The sequence below is a fragment of the Aquimonas sp. genome, from assembly GCF_044377145.1.
Classification (GTDB): Bacteria; Pseudomonadota; Gammaproteobacteria; order Xanthomonadales; family Xanthomonadaceae; genus Aquimonas.
The window spans coordinates 38267-55970 of the sequence record NZ_JBILJQ010000029.1; the positions used below are offsets into that span (position 1 = coordinate 38267).

Here is a 17704-nt window from a genome sequence, read left to right on the forward strand (position 1 = left end):
GCCAAAGGACAAGCAGCGGCGACGCAGCCCGTGAAGGTTACCTGACAAAGCAGAGTGAATGCAGCAGGGCGCCGGCTGGGGCCAGGTGCCCGCGGTTTGCCAGATGTGTCGCCGTGTTCTGCCCGCTGCATGGGTTTGCATGCTCACTCTGAACGCCTTTGGAGAGCCGCGATGAAACTTGGATTGAAGCTGCTGGTGATCGGCCTGGTGATGGTGCTGCTGCTGGTTCCGATCCTGCTGCTGAAGGGCTTGGTGTGGGAGCGCCAACAGCGCGCCGAAGAGGTGCGCACCGAAGTGGCGCAGTCGAGCAGCCGCGCCCAGCGTCTGCTCGGGCCGCTGCTTCTGGTCGAAATTGAAACAGAGAAGGACGAGCGCCGGATGGTGCTTGAGAATGGCACGACCCGTGAGATCACCGAGATCAAGGCAGTGCGCGAGCAGCGCCTGCTGTTGCCGGCGTCGCTGGCGTTGACCGGCGATTTCAAGACCGAGCTGCGTGGGCGGGCATTGTTCAGCGCCGTGCTGTACCACGCCAGCTTCAAAGGCAGCGCAGAGTTCGATCTGACCACCCTGCTGGGCCCGCGACAAAGCTTGCGCCGCGCGGACCTGGTGATGGGTCTGGGCGATAACCGCGGCATCAAGCAGGTCGAGCTGCGCGCGGGTGGGGTCGCGCTACCGATCGAGCCGGGAGCGCGTCTGCCCTGGTTGAGCAACGGGCTGCAGGCAGCCATCGAGCCCACAGCCCTGCATGGCAAGGCCTTGAGCATTGAACTCGATCTGCTGCTGACCGGCACCGAAGCCCTGGACTTCGTGCCGGTCGGGGCGGATACCCGGATCGCACTCAGTGGCGACTGGCCGCATCCTTCGTTTCGCGGTGATCTTCTGCCCGGCGCGCCGCAGATCAGTGCGCAGGGTTTCAGTGCCGACTGGTCGGTGTCGCGCCTGGCCAGCCAGGCGCAGCAGACGATCATGCAGTGCGGGGTCGAAGGCACTAGCTGCCATGGGGTGGACGCGGTCTCGTTCGGCCTGCGTCTGGTCGATCCGGTGGACCGCTATCTGATGACCGACCGCGCGATGAAGTACGCCTTGCTGGTACTGGTGCTGGTGTTCGGCGCGGTGTTCTTCATGGAGGTGGTCGGCAAGGGTGAGCTGCATCCGCCGCATTACGGCCTCACCGGCCTGGCGCTGGCGATGTTCTTCCTGCTGCTGCTCGCGCTGGCTGAGCACATCGGCTTCGGCCTGGCCTACCTGCTCGCCGCGCTGGCCTGTGTTGCGCTTATCTCCAGCTACCTGGGTGGCGTGCTCGACAGCCGGCGCAGCACCTTGACCTCGGCCCTGCTGCTGTCGGTGCTGTACGCGCTGCTGTACGGCTTGCTCAAGGCCGAAGATCACGCCCTGCTGCTCGGCGCGCTGGCACTGTTCGGCTGCCTGTCGGTGTTCATGCTGGCGACACGCAAGGTGCGTTGGTCGGGCTTCGCGCTGGACGCACGCTGATGGCGCGCGCCATCGATGCAGGGTCGAGGTGATCTCAGGCAATCCTTCGCCGATGCCGCAGGCGCGCACAAAATGCCCGCTTGCGGCATGCTCAGCGGCCCGTCTGCACCACGTTCCACGATGACTGAGTATTCAAACTCGCTGCCGCTGCATCTTGTGTATGGCGGCACCTTCGATCCGCCGCATCGTGGCCATCTGGCAATTGCCAGCGCGGTGCGCGCGCTGCTGCTGGCGCACGGCGTGCATGGCCTGCGTTTCGATTTTCTGCCGAACGCAGACCCGCCGCATCGCGAGGCGCCCGGTGCAAATGCCGGGCACCGCGTGGCGATGCTCTGGTTGGCGCTGTCGCAGACGCCCGGCTTCGGTATCGATCTGCGCGAGATCCGCCGCGGCGGGGCCTCCTACATGGTCGATACGCTGGGCGAGCTGCGCGCGGAACTGGGCGCGCATGCGCCGCTGGTGCTGCTGATGGGATTCGATGCCTGGTGCGGGTTTGATCGCTGGCAGCGCTGGCAGTCGATTCCCAAACTGGCGCATTTGCTGGTGGTCGACCGCCCAGACCAGACCACGCCGCCGCCCAGTGCGGCTCTGCAGGAGCTTGAGCGCAGCCATCGGGCCGGCGTGGACGCCTTGCAGCAGCGTCCGGCCGGGGCGGTTGTCACACTCGCCGTGCCGCCGCACCCAGCCTCGGCCAGCGCCGTGCGTGCTGCGCTGGCGTCGCCCGAACCGGGCTTGGCCAACGCACTGCTGGAGCCTGCGGTCGCCGACTACATTCGGCGCCACGGCCTGTATTGCGGGCCGGCGCCAGAGTCGCCCTGACAGACGTCCCGCGTGGGCCTCGCCTATACTTGCGCCCACGCGCCAGCCGGCGCCCAGCCGCAACAGGTCAGTCCGTTTTGAATCCCAAATCCCCAGTAGCCTTGCCGACGCGCGCGCGCGGCACCAAGAAGTCCATGGACCGCACCGGCGCGGGCCCGAGCGCCGAAGCCCTGCTTGAGCGCATCCGCTTTGCGCTGGAAGAGCTCAAGGCGCGCGACATCCGCGAGATCGATGTGCGCGGCAAGGCCGGTTTCACCGATCACCTTTTTATCGCCTCCGGCACCTCCAGCCGGCACGTCAAGTCGATCGCTGACGAAGTACAGAAACAGGCGAAATCGATTGGCGCGATGCCGATCGGCGTCGAAGGTGAGCGCGAAGCCGAGTGGGTGCTGGTTGACCTTGGCGACGCCGTGGTTCACGTGTTCCTGCCGCGCGTGCGCGAGTTCTATGCGCTGGAGCGGCTGTGGAGCGTCGATGGCGACACCCCTTCGGCCGCCAACGCTGACACCGCCGAAGACTGATCGCGCGCCGGGCCGATGCGCGCCAGCCTGATCGCCGTCGGTACCGGCATGCCGGAGTGGGTGCAGATCGCCTGCACCGACTACTTCAAACGTCTCTCGCACTGGCTGCCGCTGCAGCTTGTGGAGCTCTCACCCGGCGACCGCGGCAAGGGCCGAGACCCCGCTCGCGCGATGGAAGACGAAGGCAGACGCCTGCTCGCGGCCGTGCCCAAGGGCGCGCATGTCGTGCTGCTCGATGGTCGTGGACGTGCGCATGCCAGTGAACAACTGGCAACCCGGATGCAGGCCTGGCGCATGCAGGGCCAGGACCTCGCATTTCTGATCGGCGGCCCGGACGGCTTCGACGACAGCGTTCGCAAAGCCGCTGGCGAAAGCTGGTCGCTAGGCCCGCTGACCCTGCCGCATCCGCTGGTGCGCGTGGTGGTGGCCGAACAGCTGTACCGGGCCTGCAGCCTGCTGGCGAACCATCCGTATCATCGCGGCGGCTGAGTGCCCGCAGCGGGAATCCTGCGGACACCGGCCGGGATCGACTCGAAGCAGTCACCGGATCAGCGCCGACGCGACAGCGAGGCTAGTGGTTTAGCGAGGGAGCCCGCATTTGGCCAGTGGCGGACGCGCGTCGAGGCAAGCTGATATCTTCCCGCCTCCCTTTCGATAGGCCTGTCCCGTGGCAATCAAAACCGTCAGTGATTTTCTGCAAACCACCGCCCAGAAGGACGTCAGCGCAGACGCCTTTGAACTCGAGAACCCCCATCTGCTTGAGCTGAAGCTCAATGGCCGGGTCTGGGCCAAGGCGGGCTCGATGGTGGCCTACCACGGCTCGGCCAAGTTCAAACGCGAGGGCGTGCTGGAGCAGGGCATTGGCAACCTGCTGAAGAAGGCGGTCAGCGGCGAGGGCACGCGACTGATGAAGATCGAAGGCCAGGGCCGGGTCTATCTCGCCGATTCCGGCAAGCGGGTCACGCTGCTGCGCCTGCAGGGCGAGTCGATCTTCGTCAATGGCAACGATGTACTGGCGTTCGAGGACGGCATCGAGAACAAGATCACCCTGATGCGCCGCGTCGCCGGAATGATGGCCGGCGGCCTGTTCAGCATCCGCCTTTCGGGCTCGGGCCTGGTCGCGATCACCTCGCATTTCGATCCGCTGACCCTGCGGGTGACGCGCAATGCGCCGGTATTCACCGACCCCAATGCGACGGTGGCCTGGTCGGGCAATCTGACCCCGGATTTCGTCACCGACATCACCATCGGCACCTTCCTCGGTCGTGCGTCGGGCGAGTCACTGCAGATGAAGTTCCAGGGCGAGGGCTGGGTGGTGGTGCAGCCGTACGAGGAATCCTACGCGGCAGCAGGCTGATAGAAGAGCGGGCGCGCTTGGTCGACGTAACGAAGCTTCAGCCCGAGCGCGCCCACGCCAGGCAGCGATTGTTTGCCGGCATGGCGATGTCCTCAAGCAGGGCCAAGCCCTGCGCGCGCGCCAGCGCATCCACGGCTTCAAAGTCGCGGATTCCACGGCTTGAGTGGGTGCTGCGCAGCTGGGCATCGAAAGCTGCGTTGCTGTCGCTGCTGAAGCGGCCGCCGTAGTTGAACGGGCCATACACCACGAGCGTAGCCCGAGCTTGCAGAGTCTCGCCCAGCATCGCGAAGCAGCGCTCCACTTCCGGCCAGGCCATGATGTGCAGGGTGTTGGCGCTGAAGGCCGCATCGAAACGCGCCCGCGGCCAAAGTGCGCGAAGCGCGACATCGAGTTCGATAGGCGCCGGCAGGTTGGCAAGCTCGGCCTGTGCGATGCGCGCGGCGAGATCAGGCAAATACTCCGCACGGTCGCTGCTGTGCCAACGCAGATGCGTAAGCTGAGCGGCGAAATGCACGGCGTGCTGGCCGGTGCCGCTGCCAACCTCAAGCACGTTGTGGCAGCCTGCGAAGTGCCGAGTCAGCACCTCGGCAATCGGGCCGCGGTTGCGTTCGCAGGCGGGCGAGAAGGGCAGTTCGACCTGCATGCTTCAACTGCCCAGCAGGGTCTTGATCATCGCCCAGCCGCCGATATAGACACCGAGCATGGTGCCGAGGTTGGTCAGGAAGAAGTTCAGCAGCACGCGTGAGACTCGATTGCGCCACCAGCCGCCGAGGGTGGTGACGTCGTCACGCAGATGGGCGAAGTCCTGCACCACCGGTTTGCGCTTCCACGCCTCGATCATGGCGCTGACCATGCCCGAGCTCAGCGCCGGGTGCAGAGGCGTCAGCGGTGAGGCCAGGAAGGCGCCCAGGATCGACAGCGGGTGGCCGCCGGCAATCGCGCAGCCGACGGCGCCGAGCACGCCGGTAGTCAGCACCCACTTCAGCACCACGTTGAAGCCCAGTTCCGGGCTTTGGCTGAAGCCGTAGATGAAGCCGCCGATCACCAGCGCGGCCACGATCACGGTGATCCAGGTGCCCCAGTTCGTGCCCGGCGGCAGTTCCTTGAGGCGGCTGCGCAACTCGGCCGGTGCCTCGGTTGCAGATTCCAGCTGTTTGGCGAGGCCAGCCAGATGACCGGCGCCGATCACCACCAGAACCGCGTTCGGGCGCGTGCCCGTGCTGGCTTCCTGACGCAGCGCCGCAGCCATGTAGGCGTCGCGCTCGGCGATCAGGGCGCGATACAGCGGCTCGCGCTGGCGAGCGAACTCGCTGAAGGTGCTCTCCAGCAGGTCGCCTTCTTTCAGACGCTCGATGTCTTCCTCTTCCACTTTCTCGCTGACGAACAGACTGGTGAACAGGCCGCTCATCATCAGCATGCGTTCCCAGAAACCGACCGCAGCGGCGGCGCGCTTCAGGGTGATCGCGACATCGCGATCGATCCGCCACACCGGCAGTGCCCGCGCGATGCCTTCGTCGATCGCGGCGCGCATTTCCGCGCCGGGCTCGACGCCGAGTTGCTCGGACAGGCGTCGCTGATAGCCGGCGAGAGCCAGATTGGCGGCGACCAGGCCGACCTTGCCTTCCTTGATCACCCGGAACAGATCGAGCTTGGCCAAAGCATCCGGATCGCGCATCGCCTGGTAGCGCGGCTCGCACAGCTCCACCGCAACAGCGTCGAAATCACGTTGAGCCAGCAATGCGCGCACCGCATCAACACTGGCCTGCGAGACATGCGCAGTGCCGAGGATCGTGTAGCGCACACCGTCGCGCTCGACCTCCAGAATCGGCTGGCCCGTCAGCGCATCGACTGGGGGCGAACCCGCCTCGATGTCAGCACCCGCGTGCAGGAGATCAATCACGGTAGCGCTTCAGCAGGTCGGCGTAGGCATCGATGCGGCGGTCGCGCAGGAAGGGCCAGATCCGGCGCACCTGCTCGCTGCGGCCGAGGTCGACATCGGCCAGCAGCAGCGTGTCGGAGTCAGTGTCCGCCTCAGCCAGCAGCTCTCCCTGTGGGCCGAGCACCAGGCTCGATCCCCAGAAGCGGATGCCGCTGCCGCCGGTCGGCGAGGGCTCGAAGCCCGTGCGGTTGCAGGAAAGCACCGGCAGTCCGTTGGCCACGGCATGGCCGCGATGCGAGAGGATCCAGGCCATGCGCTGGCGGTCCTGCTCGTCCCGGGCATCGTTCGGGTCCCAGCCGATCGCGGTGGGATACAGCAGCAGATCGGCGCCGGCCAAGGCCATCAGGCGAGCGGCTTCCGGATACCACTGATCCCAGCACACCAGCACGCCGAGGCGGCCAACCGAGGTGTTGATCGGCTCGAAGCCGAGGTCGCCTGGTGTGAAGTAGAACTTTTCCAGAAAGCCCGGATCGTCGGGGATGTGCATCTTGCGGTACTTGCCGGCGATGCTGCCGTCGGCTTCGAACACCACCGCGGTGTTGTGGTACAGGCCGGCCGCGCGACGCTCGAACAGCGATGAAACGATCACCAAGCCGTGCTGCTTCGCCAGCGCACCCAGTCGCTCCGTGCTGGGGCCCGGAATGGGCTCGGCGCGGTCGAACTCGTCGACGCTCTCGTGCTGACAGAAATAGGCACCGTTGTGCAGCTCCTGCAGCAGCACCAGACGCGCGCCAGCTGCGGCGGCTTCGGCCAGGCGCGCTTCGATACGCGCGAGATTGGCCTTAACCGAACTGCGGTCGCGGTCCTGGATCAGCGCGACTTTGAGCGTCGCTGCGGGCTTAGGCGCGGGCATTCAGCACTCCATTCGGCAGCTGCATGGTGATGCAGTGCAGGCTGCCGTTCTGCCAGATCAGCGGCCGACAGGGCAGGGCGATGATCTGATGTTCGGGAAAGGCGCGCGCCAGCACAGCCTGCGCGGCGGCATCGGCGGCATCGCCATAGGCCGGCATCAGCACGGCGCCGTTGATGATCAAAAAATTGGCGTAGGACGCTGCCAGCCGGCGGCCTTCATCCAGGATGGGCTGGGCCCAGGGCAGCACGAACACCTCGTAGGGCTCGCCATTGCGCTGGCGCAGGGCGGTGATCTCTTCACCCATCTTCGCCAACTCGTCGAAGTGGCTGTCGGCGGGATCGCTGCAGCCCTGGTAGACGATGCGCGACGGGCTGGCGAAACGCGCCAAGGTGTCGATGTGCGCGTCGGTGTCGTCGCCTTCGAGGTAACCGTGGTCCAGCCACAGCACGCGCTGCTGCTGCAGTTCGCGGCACAGCAGGACGGTGATGTCTTCGCGGGTTCGTTCGGGGTGGCGTTCGGACAGGCAATGCCAAGTCGACAACAGGGTGCCCGCGCCGTCGGTTTCAATGCCGCCGCCCTCCAGCGCGAAATCGATCCGGCGCCGCCGCGCGTTGGGCGCGAACACGCCAGCGTCGACCAGATGCTGGACCAGCCGATCGTCGGAGCTGGCTTCGAACTTGCCGCCCCAGCCGGTGAAGCGGAAGTCGAGCAGCTCGAAGCCTTCAGCCGTGCGCAGGGTGATCGGGCCGGAATCGCGCAGCCAGGTGTCGTCGTACTCGGCCAGCACGCAGTGCACGCGGGCGAGGCCAACGCCGCGCGCGGCCAGCAGCTGCAGCACATGCTGCTGCAGTTCGAGATCGCGCACGCAAACGACCAAGGGCTGCAGGCGGGTGATGGCCGCTGCCAGCTCGACATAGGTGGCTTCGACCGCTTGCAGTCGAGCCGCCCAATCGGTGTCGGCATGCGGCCAGGCAATCAAGACCGCGGACTGGAGTTCCCACTCCGCGGGGAAACGCGATACCGCCGCATTCATCCGTTCGGCTGCCCCGTGCGCTTCGGGCCTTTCTCGAGCGGGCCGGCACGGTTCACCACGGCATTGACGACGTGGTTGTTCTCGAAATAGACGGTGAAGTCCGGATACACCCAGCGCGTGATCGGCGGCGTCTGCGCGCTGCCGCCGCCGACCGCGGCGCGGCGCTCGCTGGGCGCGCCGAACTGCGATTCGACCTGGTTCATCAGCATGCCGCGATTGGGCAGGCGGGCGGTCGCATGGGTGCGGGAGGCGCGATCGATCAGCAGCACATCGCCTTCGATCACTCGCTGAGTGGTTGTTTCCTGCGCCTCGGCGGCACACGCAAAAAGGGTAAGGCCAAGGGCTAGACAGGCAGCGCTGCGAAACATGTGTCGATCTCCGTCGAGGTGAGCGGATTCCCCGCGCGGATTGTATGCGGGGCCGAGCTTGAACGCTTGTATTGCGGGGCACAGAAACGACGAAGGCCGCACTCGGCGGCCTTCTGTCGCTTCAAGCGCTGCCGTGGCGGCAGCTGCTGCGGCCTGCGCTCAGCGCTGGCGAGCCTTGAAACGGGGATTGCTCTTGCAGATCACGAAGACCTTGCCGCGACGACGCACGACTTTGCAGTCACGGTGACGGGTCTTGGCCGACTTGAGCGAGTTCAGGACTTTCATGGGGTTGCCTTCGTTGAATTGGGCGCGACAAACGCGGCATTGTAGTGAACGTCCATCCCCTTGACAAGCCTGAAGCCCTGAACTGCCCGAGCGCTCGTCCGGCTGAGCGCTCAAACACGCCGTCGTCAGCACATCAGCGTTTGCCACCAAGGCTGCCAAGCACGCCGCGCAGCAGGGTGCGCCCCAGCTGATTGCCCATGGTGCGCATCGTCGACTTCGCCATCGCCTCCACTGCGCCCTGCCTGCGTGAGGTGCCGAACAGCCATTCGTTCAGCTTGCTGCCGATGCCGCCGGATTCGGCAGGCTTGGGCGCAGGCGCACCGGTGCTCGAACGCGGTGTGCTGGCGGGCGGCGCGGGCGGTGCCGCCGTCGCGGCAGCCTCGGCCCGCTTGTTCAGCAGTTCGAAGGCCGACTCACGATTTACAGCCGTGTCGTACTTGCCGCCCACCGGGCTGCGCGTTCTCTGGGTGGCGCGTTCTTCCAGCGTAATCGCGCCGATCCGGCAGCGCGGCGGGCAGATCAGCGTGCGCTCGACAGGCATCGGAATGCCTTTGTCCTGCAGGGTCGACACCAGCGCCTCGCCGACGCCGAGTTCGCTGATCACCCGCGCCACATCGAGTTTCGGGTTGCTGGCGAACGTCTCGGCTGCTGTGCGCACGGCTTTCTGGTCGCGCGGAGTGAAGGCGCGCAGCGCGTGCTGCACGCGGTTGCCGAGCTGGCCCAGCACGTTGCCGGGAATGTCATCGGGATTCTGCGAGCAGAAATACACGCCGACACCCTTGGAACGGATCAGGCGCACCACCTGCTCAACCCGCTGCAGCAGGGCCGGCGGGCAGTCGCCGAACAGCAGGTGGGCCTCGTCGAAGAAGAACACCATTTTCGGTCGATCAAGGTCGCCGACTTCCGGTAGGTTCTCGAACAGCTCCGACAGCATCCACAGCAGGAAGCTCGAATACAGACGCGGCTTGAGGATGAGCTTGTCAGCCGCCATCACATTGACCAGGCCCCGGCCCGACATGTCCTGGCGCATGAAGTCGGCAAGGTCCAGTGCCGGTTCGCCGAAGAACTCGCGCGCGCCGTCGGCTTCCAGTCGCAGAAGCTGGCGCTGGATCGCAGCGATGCTTTGCGCGCTGACCAGGCCGTACTCGGTGCTGATCTGCTTGCGATTGTCGGCTACGAAACCGAGCAGGGCGCGCAGGTCGTCCAAGTCGATCAGCAGCAGGCCCTGCTCGTCGGCCAGCTTGAACACGATGTCGAGCACGCCCGACTGGGTGTCGTTCAACTCCAGCACGCGGCCGAGCAGGTTCGGACCCATCTCGGTGATGGAGCAGCGCACCGGATGGCCAAGCTCGCCATAGATGTCCCAGAACACCACCGGGTTGCCCTCCTGCCGGTAGCCCTCGATGCCGATCTGCTCGACCCGCTGGCTGATGCGCTCGGACGGCTGACCGGGCTGGCACAGACCTGCGAGATCGCCTTTGACGTCGGCCAGAAAGACGGGGACACCCAACTGCGAAAACCCTTCGGCCAGCACCATCAGGGTCACCGACTTGCCGGTGCCGGTGGCGCCGGCGATCAGGCCGTGTCGATTGCCGTACTTCGCCAGCAGCTCGACCGCGGTATCGCCCTTGCCGATCAGGATCTTGTCCATCCGCACGCTCGTGTTGGTGAGAACGGGCTGCATTCTAGCCGCGCTGCGCGTCGATCCCGCGCCAGCGGCTACACTGCCCGGCTGTGTGCGCTGCTTGGGGCGGCGCGCGATCCTCAGGAAGTAGCGCTCACGCATGTCCACAACATCTGGATTCACCATCGGGTTGCGCACCCTGCTGCTGATCGCGCTGCTGGGCGGGATGGTCGGTTGCGCCAGCTCAGCCAAGGCGCCGCCCGCGGCGGTCGTCGACGTTGCTCAGGCCGATGCGGCCCGCAGCGCGTTCGATGCGGCGATGGAAGTCGCGCTCGGTCAGGCCGAACGTCTGCGTGCCGGCGAGACGCCGGATGTCGCCGAGCTGGAGGCCGCCCGCGATCGTTTGCGCGATGCCTCGCGTGCGTGTATCCAGCAGCCGGGCTGCGAGGTCGAGCGGGTACTGCGCGGCTACGAGCAGCTGGTGGCGATGGGATTGGCGGTAGGCGAGGGCTTCGACGCCAGTGCGCCGAACGCGGCGCCCGAAGCCCGCGCCGATTCGCCCCTGTTGACGGATCTTCCGGAGGCGGCGCGCTCGATTTCGCTGCTGAATGGCCGCGAGCTGCGTGATCTGATCGAGCTCAACACGCCGGTGAAGTCGGCGATGGTCGAGTGGCTGACCTGGATGCGTCCGCAACTGATCACCGCCTGGGAGAACTACCAGGCGATGCGGCATCTGATGTGGCCCGCGTATGACGAAGCCGGCCTGCCCGAAGCGCTGCTTTTCGGCATCCTCGCCAAGGAATCGGGCGGACGCGTGCACGCCGTTTCGCGCGCCGGCGCCAGCGGCCCGCTGCAGTTCATGTACCAGACCGGCATGGGCTATGGGCTCGGCCGGGTCGACGGTTTTGATACCCGCTTCGACCCGCAACTGGCCTCGCGCGCCAGCGTTCGCTACCTGAACGACCGCTTCCGTGAGTTGAACGGCAGCCTGGAGATGGCGTTGGCGGCCTACAACGGCGGCGAAGGCCGTGCGCGCCGACTGCACCAGGCGACCGGCGGCAAACCGTTCTGGAACGCGCAGGTCTATCGCCAGTTGCCGCGTGAGACTCAGGACTACGTACCGATGGTGCTGGCGGCGGCGTGGCTGTTCCTGCATCCCGACGAAGTCGGCCTCGAATTTCCCCAGGTCGACACGCGCCCGGCAAGCTTCACCTTGGCGCACCCGAGCACGCTCAATGAGTTGACCCTTTGCCTGGGGCAGGGTGGCACACGCGAGGGCTGGTTCCGGGTGTTGCGCAATCTGAACCCGCGGCATGAGCCGCACGCGGTGATTCCGGCCGGCACGGTGATGCAGGGCCCGCAGTCGATGGCCGAGGCGTACGCCGCGCGCTGTGTTGAAGGCGAGCGGCTGGCGTGGGCGCGCGAACTGGCGGCGTCCAACCGCCCCAGCGCGCCCGCAACTGCCACTGCGGTTGCGGCCAACGCCTACACCGTACGCAGCGGCGATTCCCTGCACAGCATCGCGCGTCGTCACCAGTGCTCGGTCGAGCAGCTGGCACGCGGCAACGGCGTTCGCGCGCCGCGCTACCTGATCAAGCCCGGTCAGCGCCTGGCTCTGTCCGGCTGCCGGCGGGCCTGAGCATGCATGGCGCGGACGCTCGGCCCTGGGTGATCGCCCTGATGGGGCCGACGGCGTCCGGCAAGACGGCGCTGGCGATCGACTGGGCGCAGCGCTACGGCGGCGAGATCATCAGCGTCGACTCGGCCCTGGTCTACCGCGGACTCGACATCGGCAGCGCCAAGCCCACGACTGCGGAACGGGCGCAGGCGCCGCATCGGCTGATCGACATCCGTGAGCCCGAGCAGGCCTATTCGGCCGGTGACTTCGCGGTGGACGCGCGTCAGGCGGTATCTGAAGTGCATGCGGCCGGTCGACTGCCGCTGCTGGTGGGCGGCACCGGCCTGTACTTTCGCGCCCTGTTTGGCGGGCTGTCGGTGATGCCCGCGTCAGATCCCGAGGTGCGGGCCGGGATCGAGCGTGACGCCGCAGCGCGCGGCTGGGCCGATCTGCACGCGGAGCTGATGCGGATCGATCCGATCGCAGCGGCGCGCATCCACGCCACCGACCCGCAGCGCATCACCCGCGCGCTGGAGGTGTTCAGGCTCAGCGGCCGCCCGATCAGCGCCTGGCAGAGCGAGCCGGCGCCGGCCGCGCGGGCGCCGTTCCGGGTGCTCAAGTTGATTCTGGCGCCGGCTGATCGCGGCGTGCTGCACGCACGGATCGAGCAGCGTTTCGACCAGATGCTGGCGCAGGGCTTCCTGGACGAAGTTCGCGGGCTCAGACAGCGACCGGGGTTGCATCCGGACCTGCCCGCCATGCGCGCAGTCGGCTATCGGCAGGCCTGGCGCCACCTGGATGGGCTGACCGACCGGGCCGGCTTTCGCGCCGAGGGCATTGCGGCCACCCGCCAGCTGGCCAAGCGGCAGTTGACCTGGCTGCGAGGCGAGCTTGATGCGTTCTGGGTCGATCCGCTGCTGGCCCCGGCGCGGGCGGAAGGCTTGCTGCGGCTCGCGCTGGGCTGAGCGCGCGAGTCCTGCCCCGTCAGGTCCGGGTGTGCCTGCGAGCGCAGCCCTTTCACGAACCCATCGCCACGCTCAGCCGGCCGGCCGGCAGTCAGCGCCGATAGCGCGCCCGTCGTGGCCTTGACATCCGATCACGCGGTCCAGCCTGTAGACTCGCCACGATTGCCGCCGGATCGGCCCACCCTTGGGCTGCCGAAGGTGGAGTCCGTACGCCCAGCTGGGCCGTACAGAACAACAAGCACATCGAACATAAGGAGCCACCATGTCCAAGGGCCAGTCTTTGCAGGATCCGTTTCTGAACGCCCTGCGCCGCGAGCGCGTGCCGGTTTCGATCTATCTGGTTAACGGTATCAAGCTGCAGGGCACCGTCGAGTCCTTCGATCAGTTCGTGGTCCTGTTGCGCAATACGGTCAGCCAGATGGTCTACAAACACGCCATCTCGACCGTGGTGCCCGCACGCAATGTGCGGATCGGCCCCGGTGGGGCTGACGGTGCCGATGTCGGCGGAGAGACCGACTGAACGCGTCCTTTGGCCTCCGGGCCGTCGCCTCGCTGAGGTCGCGTGCGCATGTTTGAACGTGAGAAGCGTGGTGAACGTGCTCTGCTGATCCATCCGCAGGCGCCGGGCGTGAATGACCTCGACGCGCTGGAGGAGTTCGCCGAGCTGGCGCGTTCGGCCGGTGCCGAGGTGCTCGCCACCCTGAACGCGCGCGTCGACCGTCCCAACCCGGCGCTGTACATCGGCACCGGCAAGGCCGAGGAGGCGAAAGAACTTCGCACCCTGCACGACATCGACCTCGTGCTGGTCAACTGCACGCTGTCACCGGTGCAGGAGCGCAACCTCGAGCGCCAGCTCGAATGCCGGGTGGTCGATCGCACTGGCTTGATCCTCGATATCTTCAGCCAGCGCGCGCGCTCGTTCGAGGGCAAGCTGCAGGTCGAACTGGCCCAGCTGAAACACGTGGCAACGCGGCTGGTGCGTGGCTGGACTCATCTTGAGCGCCAGCGCGGTGGCTCGATCGGCCTGCGTGGCCCCGGCGAAACCCAGCTTGAAACCGATCGCCGGCTGCTGGCCGAGCGGGTCAAGATCCTGTCCAAACGGCTGGACCAGGCCGAGCGTCGGCAGGCGCAGTCGCGGCGCGCCCGCTTGCGCAACCAGATTCCGCGTGTCGCCCTGGTCGGATACACCAATGCCGGCAAGTCGACCCTGTTCAATGCGCTGACCGGTGCCGGCGCGTACATCGCCGACCAGCTGTTCGCGACGCTCGATCCGACGGTGCGAAAGCTGGCTGGCTTGGAGTGCGGTGAGCTGGTGTTGGCCGATACCGTTGGCTTTGTCAGCAACCTGCCGCATGAGCTGGTCGCCGCCTTCCGCTCGACGCTGTCGGAAGCGCGCGAAGCCGACCTGCTGCTGCACGTGATCGATGCCGCCGACCCGCAGGTGCTGGAACGCATCCAGGACGTCGAAGCCGTGCTGGCCGAAATCGGCGCGGGCGACATCCCGCAGATCCAGGTCTTCAACAAGATCGATCGCCTCGAAGGCGCACAGCCGCGGCGCGAGAGGACCGAGGCCGGTGCTGGCGAGCGCGTGTTCGTTTCGGCGCGCGATCAGCTCGGGTTGGACCTGCTGAAATCCGCCATCAGCGAACGCTTCGCGCTGGCGCGCTGTATCGCACGTCTGGTACTCGGCCCGGCCGACGGTCGCCTGCGCGCACGTCTGTTTGCGCTGGCTGCAGTGCGCTCAGAACACGCCGACGAGGAGGGCTGGACGCTTGAGATCGATCTGCCGCTGGCACAGGCGGCCCGATTGAGTGCCGAGTTCCCCAGCTTTGCGGCACAGCTGGGCGATGTGCTTGCCAGCCCGGTCGAAGAATGGGAACAGCCCGATTCCGCTGAGCCCAGCCCTTGACACTTTGCGACGCAGCGTCCACGAAGCACGGGATGAGCGACTGCTACACTCCGGCGCCCCGGGGTTCACGCCTGTAGAGGCAGCAGCCCGGCAGCTTGAGAATTCGCGCTGCCGCTGCGTAGACCGCAGGTAGCGCACCCCCTCCGCCACAGGCCGTGGCGGATACCGAAATCTGACGATGGAGTGATCAATGGCCTGGAATCAACCTGGCGGTGGCAATGGCGGCGGCAAGGATCCCTGGAATGGCAGGGACCCCGGTGCCGATGTCGAAGCCTTCCTGAACAAGCTCAAGGCCAGCCTCAACCGCGTATTCGGCGGTGGCTCCGGCGGTGGCAATGAGCCGCGCAAGGGTGAATCCGACCCGATCGGTCGCGGGCTGCTGTTGCTGGTTTTGCTCGCCATCACCGCATGGGCCGTGTTCGACTCGATCACCCTGGTGGACGAGCGTCAGCGCGGCGTGGTGCTGCGTTTTGGAAAGTTTGATCGACTGATGGCGCCGGGTCCGAACTTCAAATGGCCGAGCCCGATCGAGAGCGTGCGCAAGATCAATGTCACCGACGTCCGCAGTGAGTCCGCGCAGGTGCGTCTGCTGACCAGCGACGAGAACATCGTGCAGATCGACTTCGGCGTGCAGTACTTGATCAGCGACCCGCAGAAGTATTTCTTCGGCACCCGCGAGCCCGATGAAACCCTGCGTCAGGCGTCTGAAAGCGCCATCCGCGACGTCATCGGCGGCAACAAGATGGACACCATCCTGACCGGCGAGCGCGCCGCTTTGGCGGCCGAGGCACAGACCCGTCTGCAGGCGACCCTGGACAGCTACAACACGGGGCTGCAGGTAACGGTACTGAACATTCCCAATGCGCGCCCGCCGCAGGAAGTGCGTCAGGCCTTTGACGACGCGATCAGCGCCCGCGAGGACAAGGAGCGCATCGAGAGCGAGGCCGAGGCCTATCGCAGCAAGGTGGTGCCGGAAGCGCGCGGTGAAGCTGCACGCGTTCGCGCCGAAGCCGAAGGCTATCGGGAGTCGACGATTGCCCGTGCCACCGGTGAAGCCGAACGCTTCAGCCTGCTGCTGCAGGAGTACGCCAAGGCACCGGAGGTCACCCGCCGCCGGCTGTACCTGGAAACCATGCAGGAAGTACTGGCGGCGAACCGCACCGTGTATGCCGGTGATGGCAACAACGTGCTGTACCTGCCGCTGGGCGGCGAAGCGGGCAGCCAGTCGCCGCTTAATCGCCTGCCGGCCGCGGCCGCCGCCACACCGTCGATGCCGCAATCCGCCGCACCAACCACGCAGACGCAAGATCGCGGCAGCGCACGCAATACCACCCGACCGCAGCGTCCGGGTCGTGAGGAGAACCGCTGATGAGACCTTCAATCCTGATCGCCGTCGCGGTCGTCGTGTTGCTCGCACTGGGCAGCTTCTACCGCATCGAGGAAAGCCACGTCGGCATCCGCTTCCAGTTTGGTCGCGTGGTCGAGAGCGAGATCCGGCCCGGCCTGCACTTCAAGATCCCGCTGATCCAGAACGTGCTGAGTTTCGACCGTCGCATCCTGTCGCTCGACTCCCAGCCCGAGCGCTATCTGACCTTTGAGAAGAAGGACGTCAACGTCGACTTCTTCGTCAAATGGCGGATCGCTGAAGCGCGCACCTTCTACACCGCCACCAGCGGCATCGAAGCCCAGGCCCTGCAGCGCCTGCGTCCGATCATCACCGAAGTCATCCGCAACGAGATCGCCCAGCGCACCCTGCAGGCCGTGGTGTCGGGTGAGCGTCGCGACATGGCGCAGCGCTTTGTCGATGTCGGCAATCAGCGCGTCAAGGATCTTGGTATCGAGATCGTCGACGTGCGGATCAAGCGCATCGATCTGCCTGAAGACAGCGAGGTCATCAGCTCGGTGTTCCAGCGCATGCGCGCCGAGCGCCTGAGGGTTGCCAACGAGCTGCGCGCCGAGGGCAGCGAGATCTCCGAAACGATCCAGTCCGATGCTGACCGCCAGCGCCAGGTGATCCTGGCCGAAGCCGACCGTGATTCGCAGCGCCTGCGCGGTGAAGGCGATGCCCGCTCCGCGGAAATCTACGCGCAGGCCTATGGCGGCGATCCCGAGTTCTACGCGTTCCATCGCAGCCTGCAGGCCTATCGGCAGGCGTTTGCCAACGGCGACAGCGTGCTGGTGCTGGATCGCGAGGCCGACTTCCTGCGCTACTTCGAACAGCGTCCGCGCTGAGATCACGGCGCTCGGCGGCTTGGTGCTGCCGAGCGTCTCCGCTGGGGCCCGCCGTGACCGATCTGCTCGCTGCGCTGTGTCTGGTGCTGGTGCTTGAGGGCCTTCTGCTGTTCGTTGCCCCGGAAACCTGGAAGCGCGCGGCGGAACAACTGCAGCAGTTGGATCAGCGCACCCTGCGCCAGGTCGGTGGTTTGATGATCATCAGCGGCCTGATCGCCCTGCAGTTCGTCCGATGAGGGCCGACTGTTATGGCGCTGAGTCTGGTCGTCCGCACGCTCGCGTCGGACTGACGTGTTCAGGGCAACGGTCCTCGCGATATCGAGGGTCGTGCGGTGCGATGGCAATTCGCGGATAATCTCGCAAAGCCGGGGTCTCGAACCCCGGCTTTGGCGTTTCTGGCGCCGGTGTTGAGGTGGCAGCCTGGGTGCGTGGGGCGGTGGGTCAAGTCCCACCCTATGGATTTGCGGAAGGCAGCGGGTTTCGGCACCCGCCGCTGGCTTGTGAGTTGAGGCAGGAGCCGAGACCACAGGCGACGTCGCCCCGCGGTGGGGCGCGATAACGAACATCAATGCGGAGTGCTTTCGTGGGTCAGTCAGTTGTTGTGTTGGGCGCGCAGTGGGGGCGAAAGCCCGCGCACTGTGCATCCACTGGCTGCCTGCGGGCTTGAGCGCGGCGGGCAGGAGCCCGCCG

19 protein-coding genes are annotated in these 17704 nt (G+C 66.4%); 12 read left to right on the top strand and 7 right to left on the bottom strand.

Annotated features, from left to right (window positions below):
• Positions 1-171 precede the first annotated feature (171 nt).
• From creD to ACIQ7H_RS10665, 5 genes are all read left to right on the top strand, one after another.
• The gene (creD, locus tag ACIQ7H_RS10645) at positions 172-1491 is read left to right on the top strand and encodes a cell envelope integrity protein CreD (protein ID WP_395791203.1); all 1320 of its coding nucleotides are present in this window, start codon (positions 172-174) and stop codon (positions 1489-1491) included.
• Positions 1492-1611: 120 nt separating this feature from the next.
• The gene (nadD, locus tag ACIQ7H_RS10650) at positions 1612-2310 is read left to right on the top strand and encodes a nicotinate-nucleotide adenylyltransferase (protein ID WP_395791205.1); all 699 of its coding nucleotides are present in this window, start codon (positions 1612-1614) and stop codon (positions 2308-2310) included.
• 134 nt (positions 2311-2444) lie between these two features.
• Complete coding sequence (gene rsfS / locus ACIQ7H_RS10655; protein WP_395791207.1) at positions 2445-2831, top strand: ribosome silencing factor; 387 nt, start codon at positions 2445-2447, stop codon at positions 2829-2831.
• Between the two features lie 15 nt (positions 2832-2846).
• A complete protein-coding gene (gene rlmH / locus ACIQ7H_RS10660; RefSeq protein WP_395791209.1) occupies positions 2847-3320 on the top strand; it encodes a 23S rRNA (pseudouridine(1915)-N(3))-methyltransferase RlmH in 474 nt (157 codons plus the stop codon).
• Positions 3321-3498: 178 nt separating this feature from the next.
• Positions 3499-4188 (top strand): AIM24 family protein, encoded by a 690-nt coding sequence (locus tag ACIQ7H_RS10665; RefSeq protein WP_395791211.1) that lies wholly within the window; start codon positions 3499-3501, stop codon positions 4186-4188.
• A 37-nt stretch (positions 4189-4225) separates the two neighbouring features.
• Here the strand turns inward: ACIQ7H_RS10665 and ACIQ7H_RS10670 are convergent, their stop codons facing one another.
• The 7 genes from ACIQ7H_RS10670 to ACIQ7H_RS10700 form a co-directional block, all read right to left on the bottom strand.
• Complete coding sequence (locus ACIQ7H_RS10670) at positions 4226-4831, bottom strand: DUF938 domain-containing protein (RefSeq protein WP_395791213.1); 606 nt, start codon at positions 4829-4831, stop codon at positions 4226-4228.
• Between the two features lie 3 nt (positions 4832-4834).
• Entirely contained in the window at positions 4835-6088 is a 1254-nt protein-coding gene (locus ACIQ7H_RS10675) for a TraB/GumN family protein (protein ID WP_395791215.1), read from the bottom strand.
• A complete protein-coding gene (locus ACIQ7H_RS10680; protein ID WP_395791217.1) occupies positions 6081-6980 on the bottom strand; it encodes a carbon-nitrogen hydrolase in 900 nt (299 codons plus the stop codon). Before ACIQ7H_RS10680 ends, ACIQ7H_RS10675 begins: the two co-directional genes overlap by 8 nt.
• A complete protein-coding gene (locus tag ACIQ7H_RS10685; protein ID WP_395791219.1) occupies positions 6967-8013 on the bottom strand; it encodes an agmatine/peptidylarginine deiminase in 1047 nt (348 codons plus the stop codon). The genes ACIQ7H_RS10680 and ACIQ7H_RS10685 overlap by 14 nt, the downstream gene beginning before the upstream one ends.
• Complete coding sequence (locus ACIQ7H_RS10690; protein ID WP_395791221.1) at positions 8010-8282, bottom strand: hypothetical protein; 273 nt, start codon at positions 8280-8282, stop codon at positions 8010-8012. The genes ACIQ7H_RS10685 and ACIQ7H_RS10690 overlap by 4 nt, the downstream gene beginning before the upstream one ends.
• Positions 8283-8540: 258 nt before the next feature.
• Positions 8541-8666 (bottom strand): type B 50S ribosomal protein L36, encoded by a 126-nt coding sequence (ykgO, locus tag ACIQ7H_RS10695; protein ID WP_091238229.1) that lies wholly within the window; start codon positions 8664-8666, stop codon positions 8541-8543.
• Between the two features lie 133 nt (positions 8667-8799).
• A complete protein-coding gene (locus ACIQ7H_RS10700; protein ID WP_395791223.1) occupies positions 8800-10317 on the bottom strand; it encodes a helicase HerA-like domain-containing protein in 1518 nt (505 codons plus the stop codon).
• A 133-nt stretch (positions 10318-10450) separates the two neighbouring features.
• Between ACIQ7H_RS10700 and ACIQ7H_RS10705 the strand changes: the two genes are divergently transcribed.
• The 7 genes from ACIQ7H_RS10705 (at position 10451) to ACIQ7H_RS10735 (ending at position 17250) form a co-directional block, all read left to right on the top strand.
• Positions 10451-11929 (top strand): transglycosylase SLT domain-containing protein, encoded by a 1479-nt coding sequence (locus ACIQ7H_RS10705; RefSeq protein WP_395791225.1) that lies wholly within the window; start codon positions 10451-10453, stop codon positions 11927-11929.
• A 2-nt stretch (positions 11930-11931) separates the two neighbouring features.
• Positions 11932-12873 carry a tRNA (adenosine(37)-N6)-dimethylallyltransferase MiaA gene (miaA, locus tag ACIQ7H_RS10710; RefSeq protein WP_395791227.1) on the top strand — a complete coding sequence of 314 codons (942 nt, stop codon included), beginning with the start codon at positions 11932-11934 and terminating at the stop codon, positions 12871-12873.
• Between the two features lie 262 nt (positions 12874-13135).
• Positions 13136-13393 carry an RNA chaperone Hfq gene (gene hfq / locus ACIQ7H_RS10715; RefSeq protein WP_395791229.1) on the top strand — a complete coding sequence of 86 codons (258 nt, stop codon included), beginning with the start codon at positions 13136-13138 and terminating at the stop codon, positions 13391-13393.
• Between the two features lie 48 nt (positions 13394-13441).
• Entirely contained in the window at positions 13442-14782 is a 1341-nt protein-coding gene (gene hflX, locus ACIQ7H_RS10720) for a ribosome rescue GTPase HflX (protein ID WP_395791231.1), read from the top strand.
• A 190-nt stretch (positions 14783-14972) separates the two neighbouring features.
• On the top strand, positions 14973-16151 hold the full coding sequence (gene hflK / locus ACIQ7H_RS10725) for an FtsH protease activity modulator HflK (RefSeq protein WP_395791233.1): 1179 nt from the start codon (positions 14973-14975) through the stop codon (positions 16149-16151).
• Positions 16151-17014: a protease modulator HflC gene (gene hflC / locus ACIQ7H_RS10730; protein ID WP_395791235.1), complete on the top strand. Its 864-nt coding sequence runs from the start codon at positions 16151-16153 to the stop codon at positions 17012-17014. The genes hflK and hflC overlap by 1 nt, the downstream gene beginning before the upstream one ends.
• Before the next feature lie 53 nt (positions 17015-17067).
• Positions 17068-17250, top strand: a complete 183-nt coding sequence (locus ACIQ7H_RS10735; protein ID WP_395791237.1) for a DUF2065 family protein — start codon at positions 17068-17070, stop codon at positions 17248-17250.
• Positions 17251-17704: the final 454 nt, after the last annotated feature.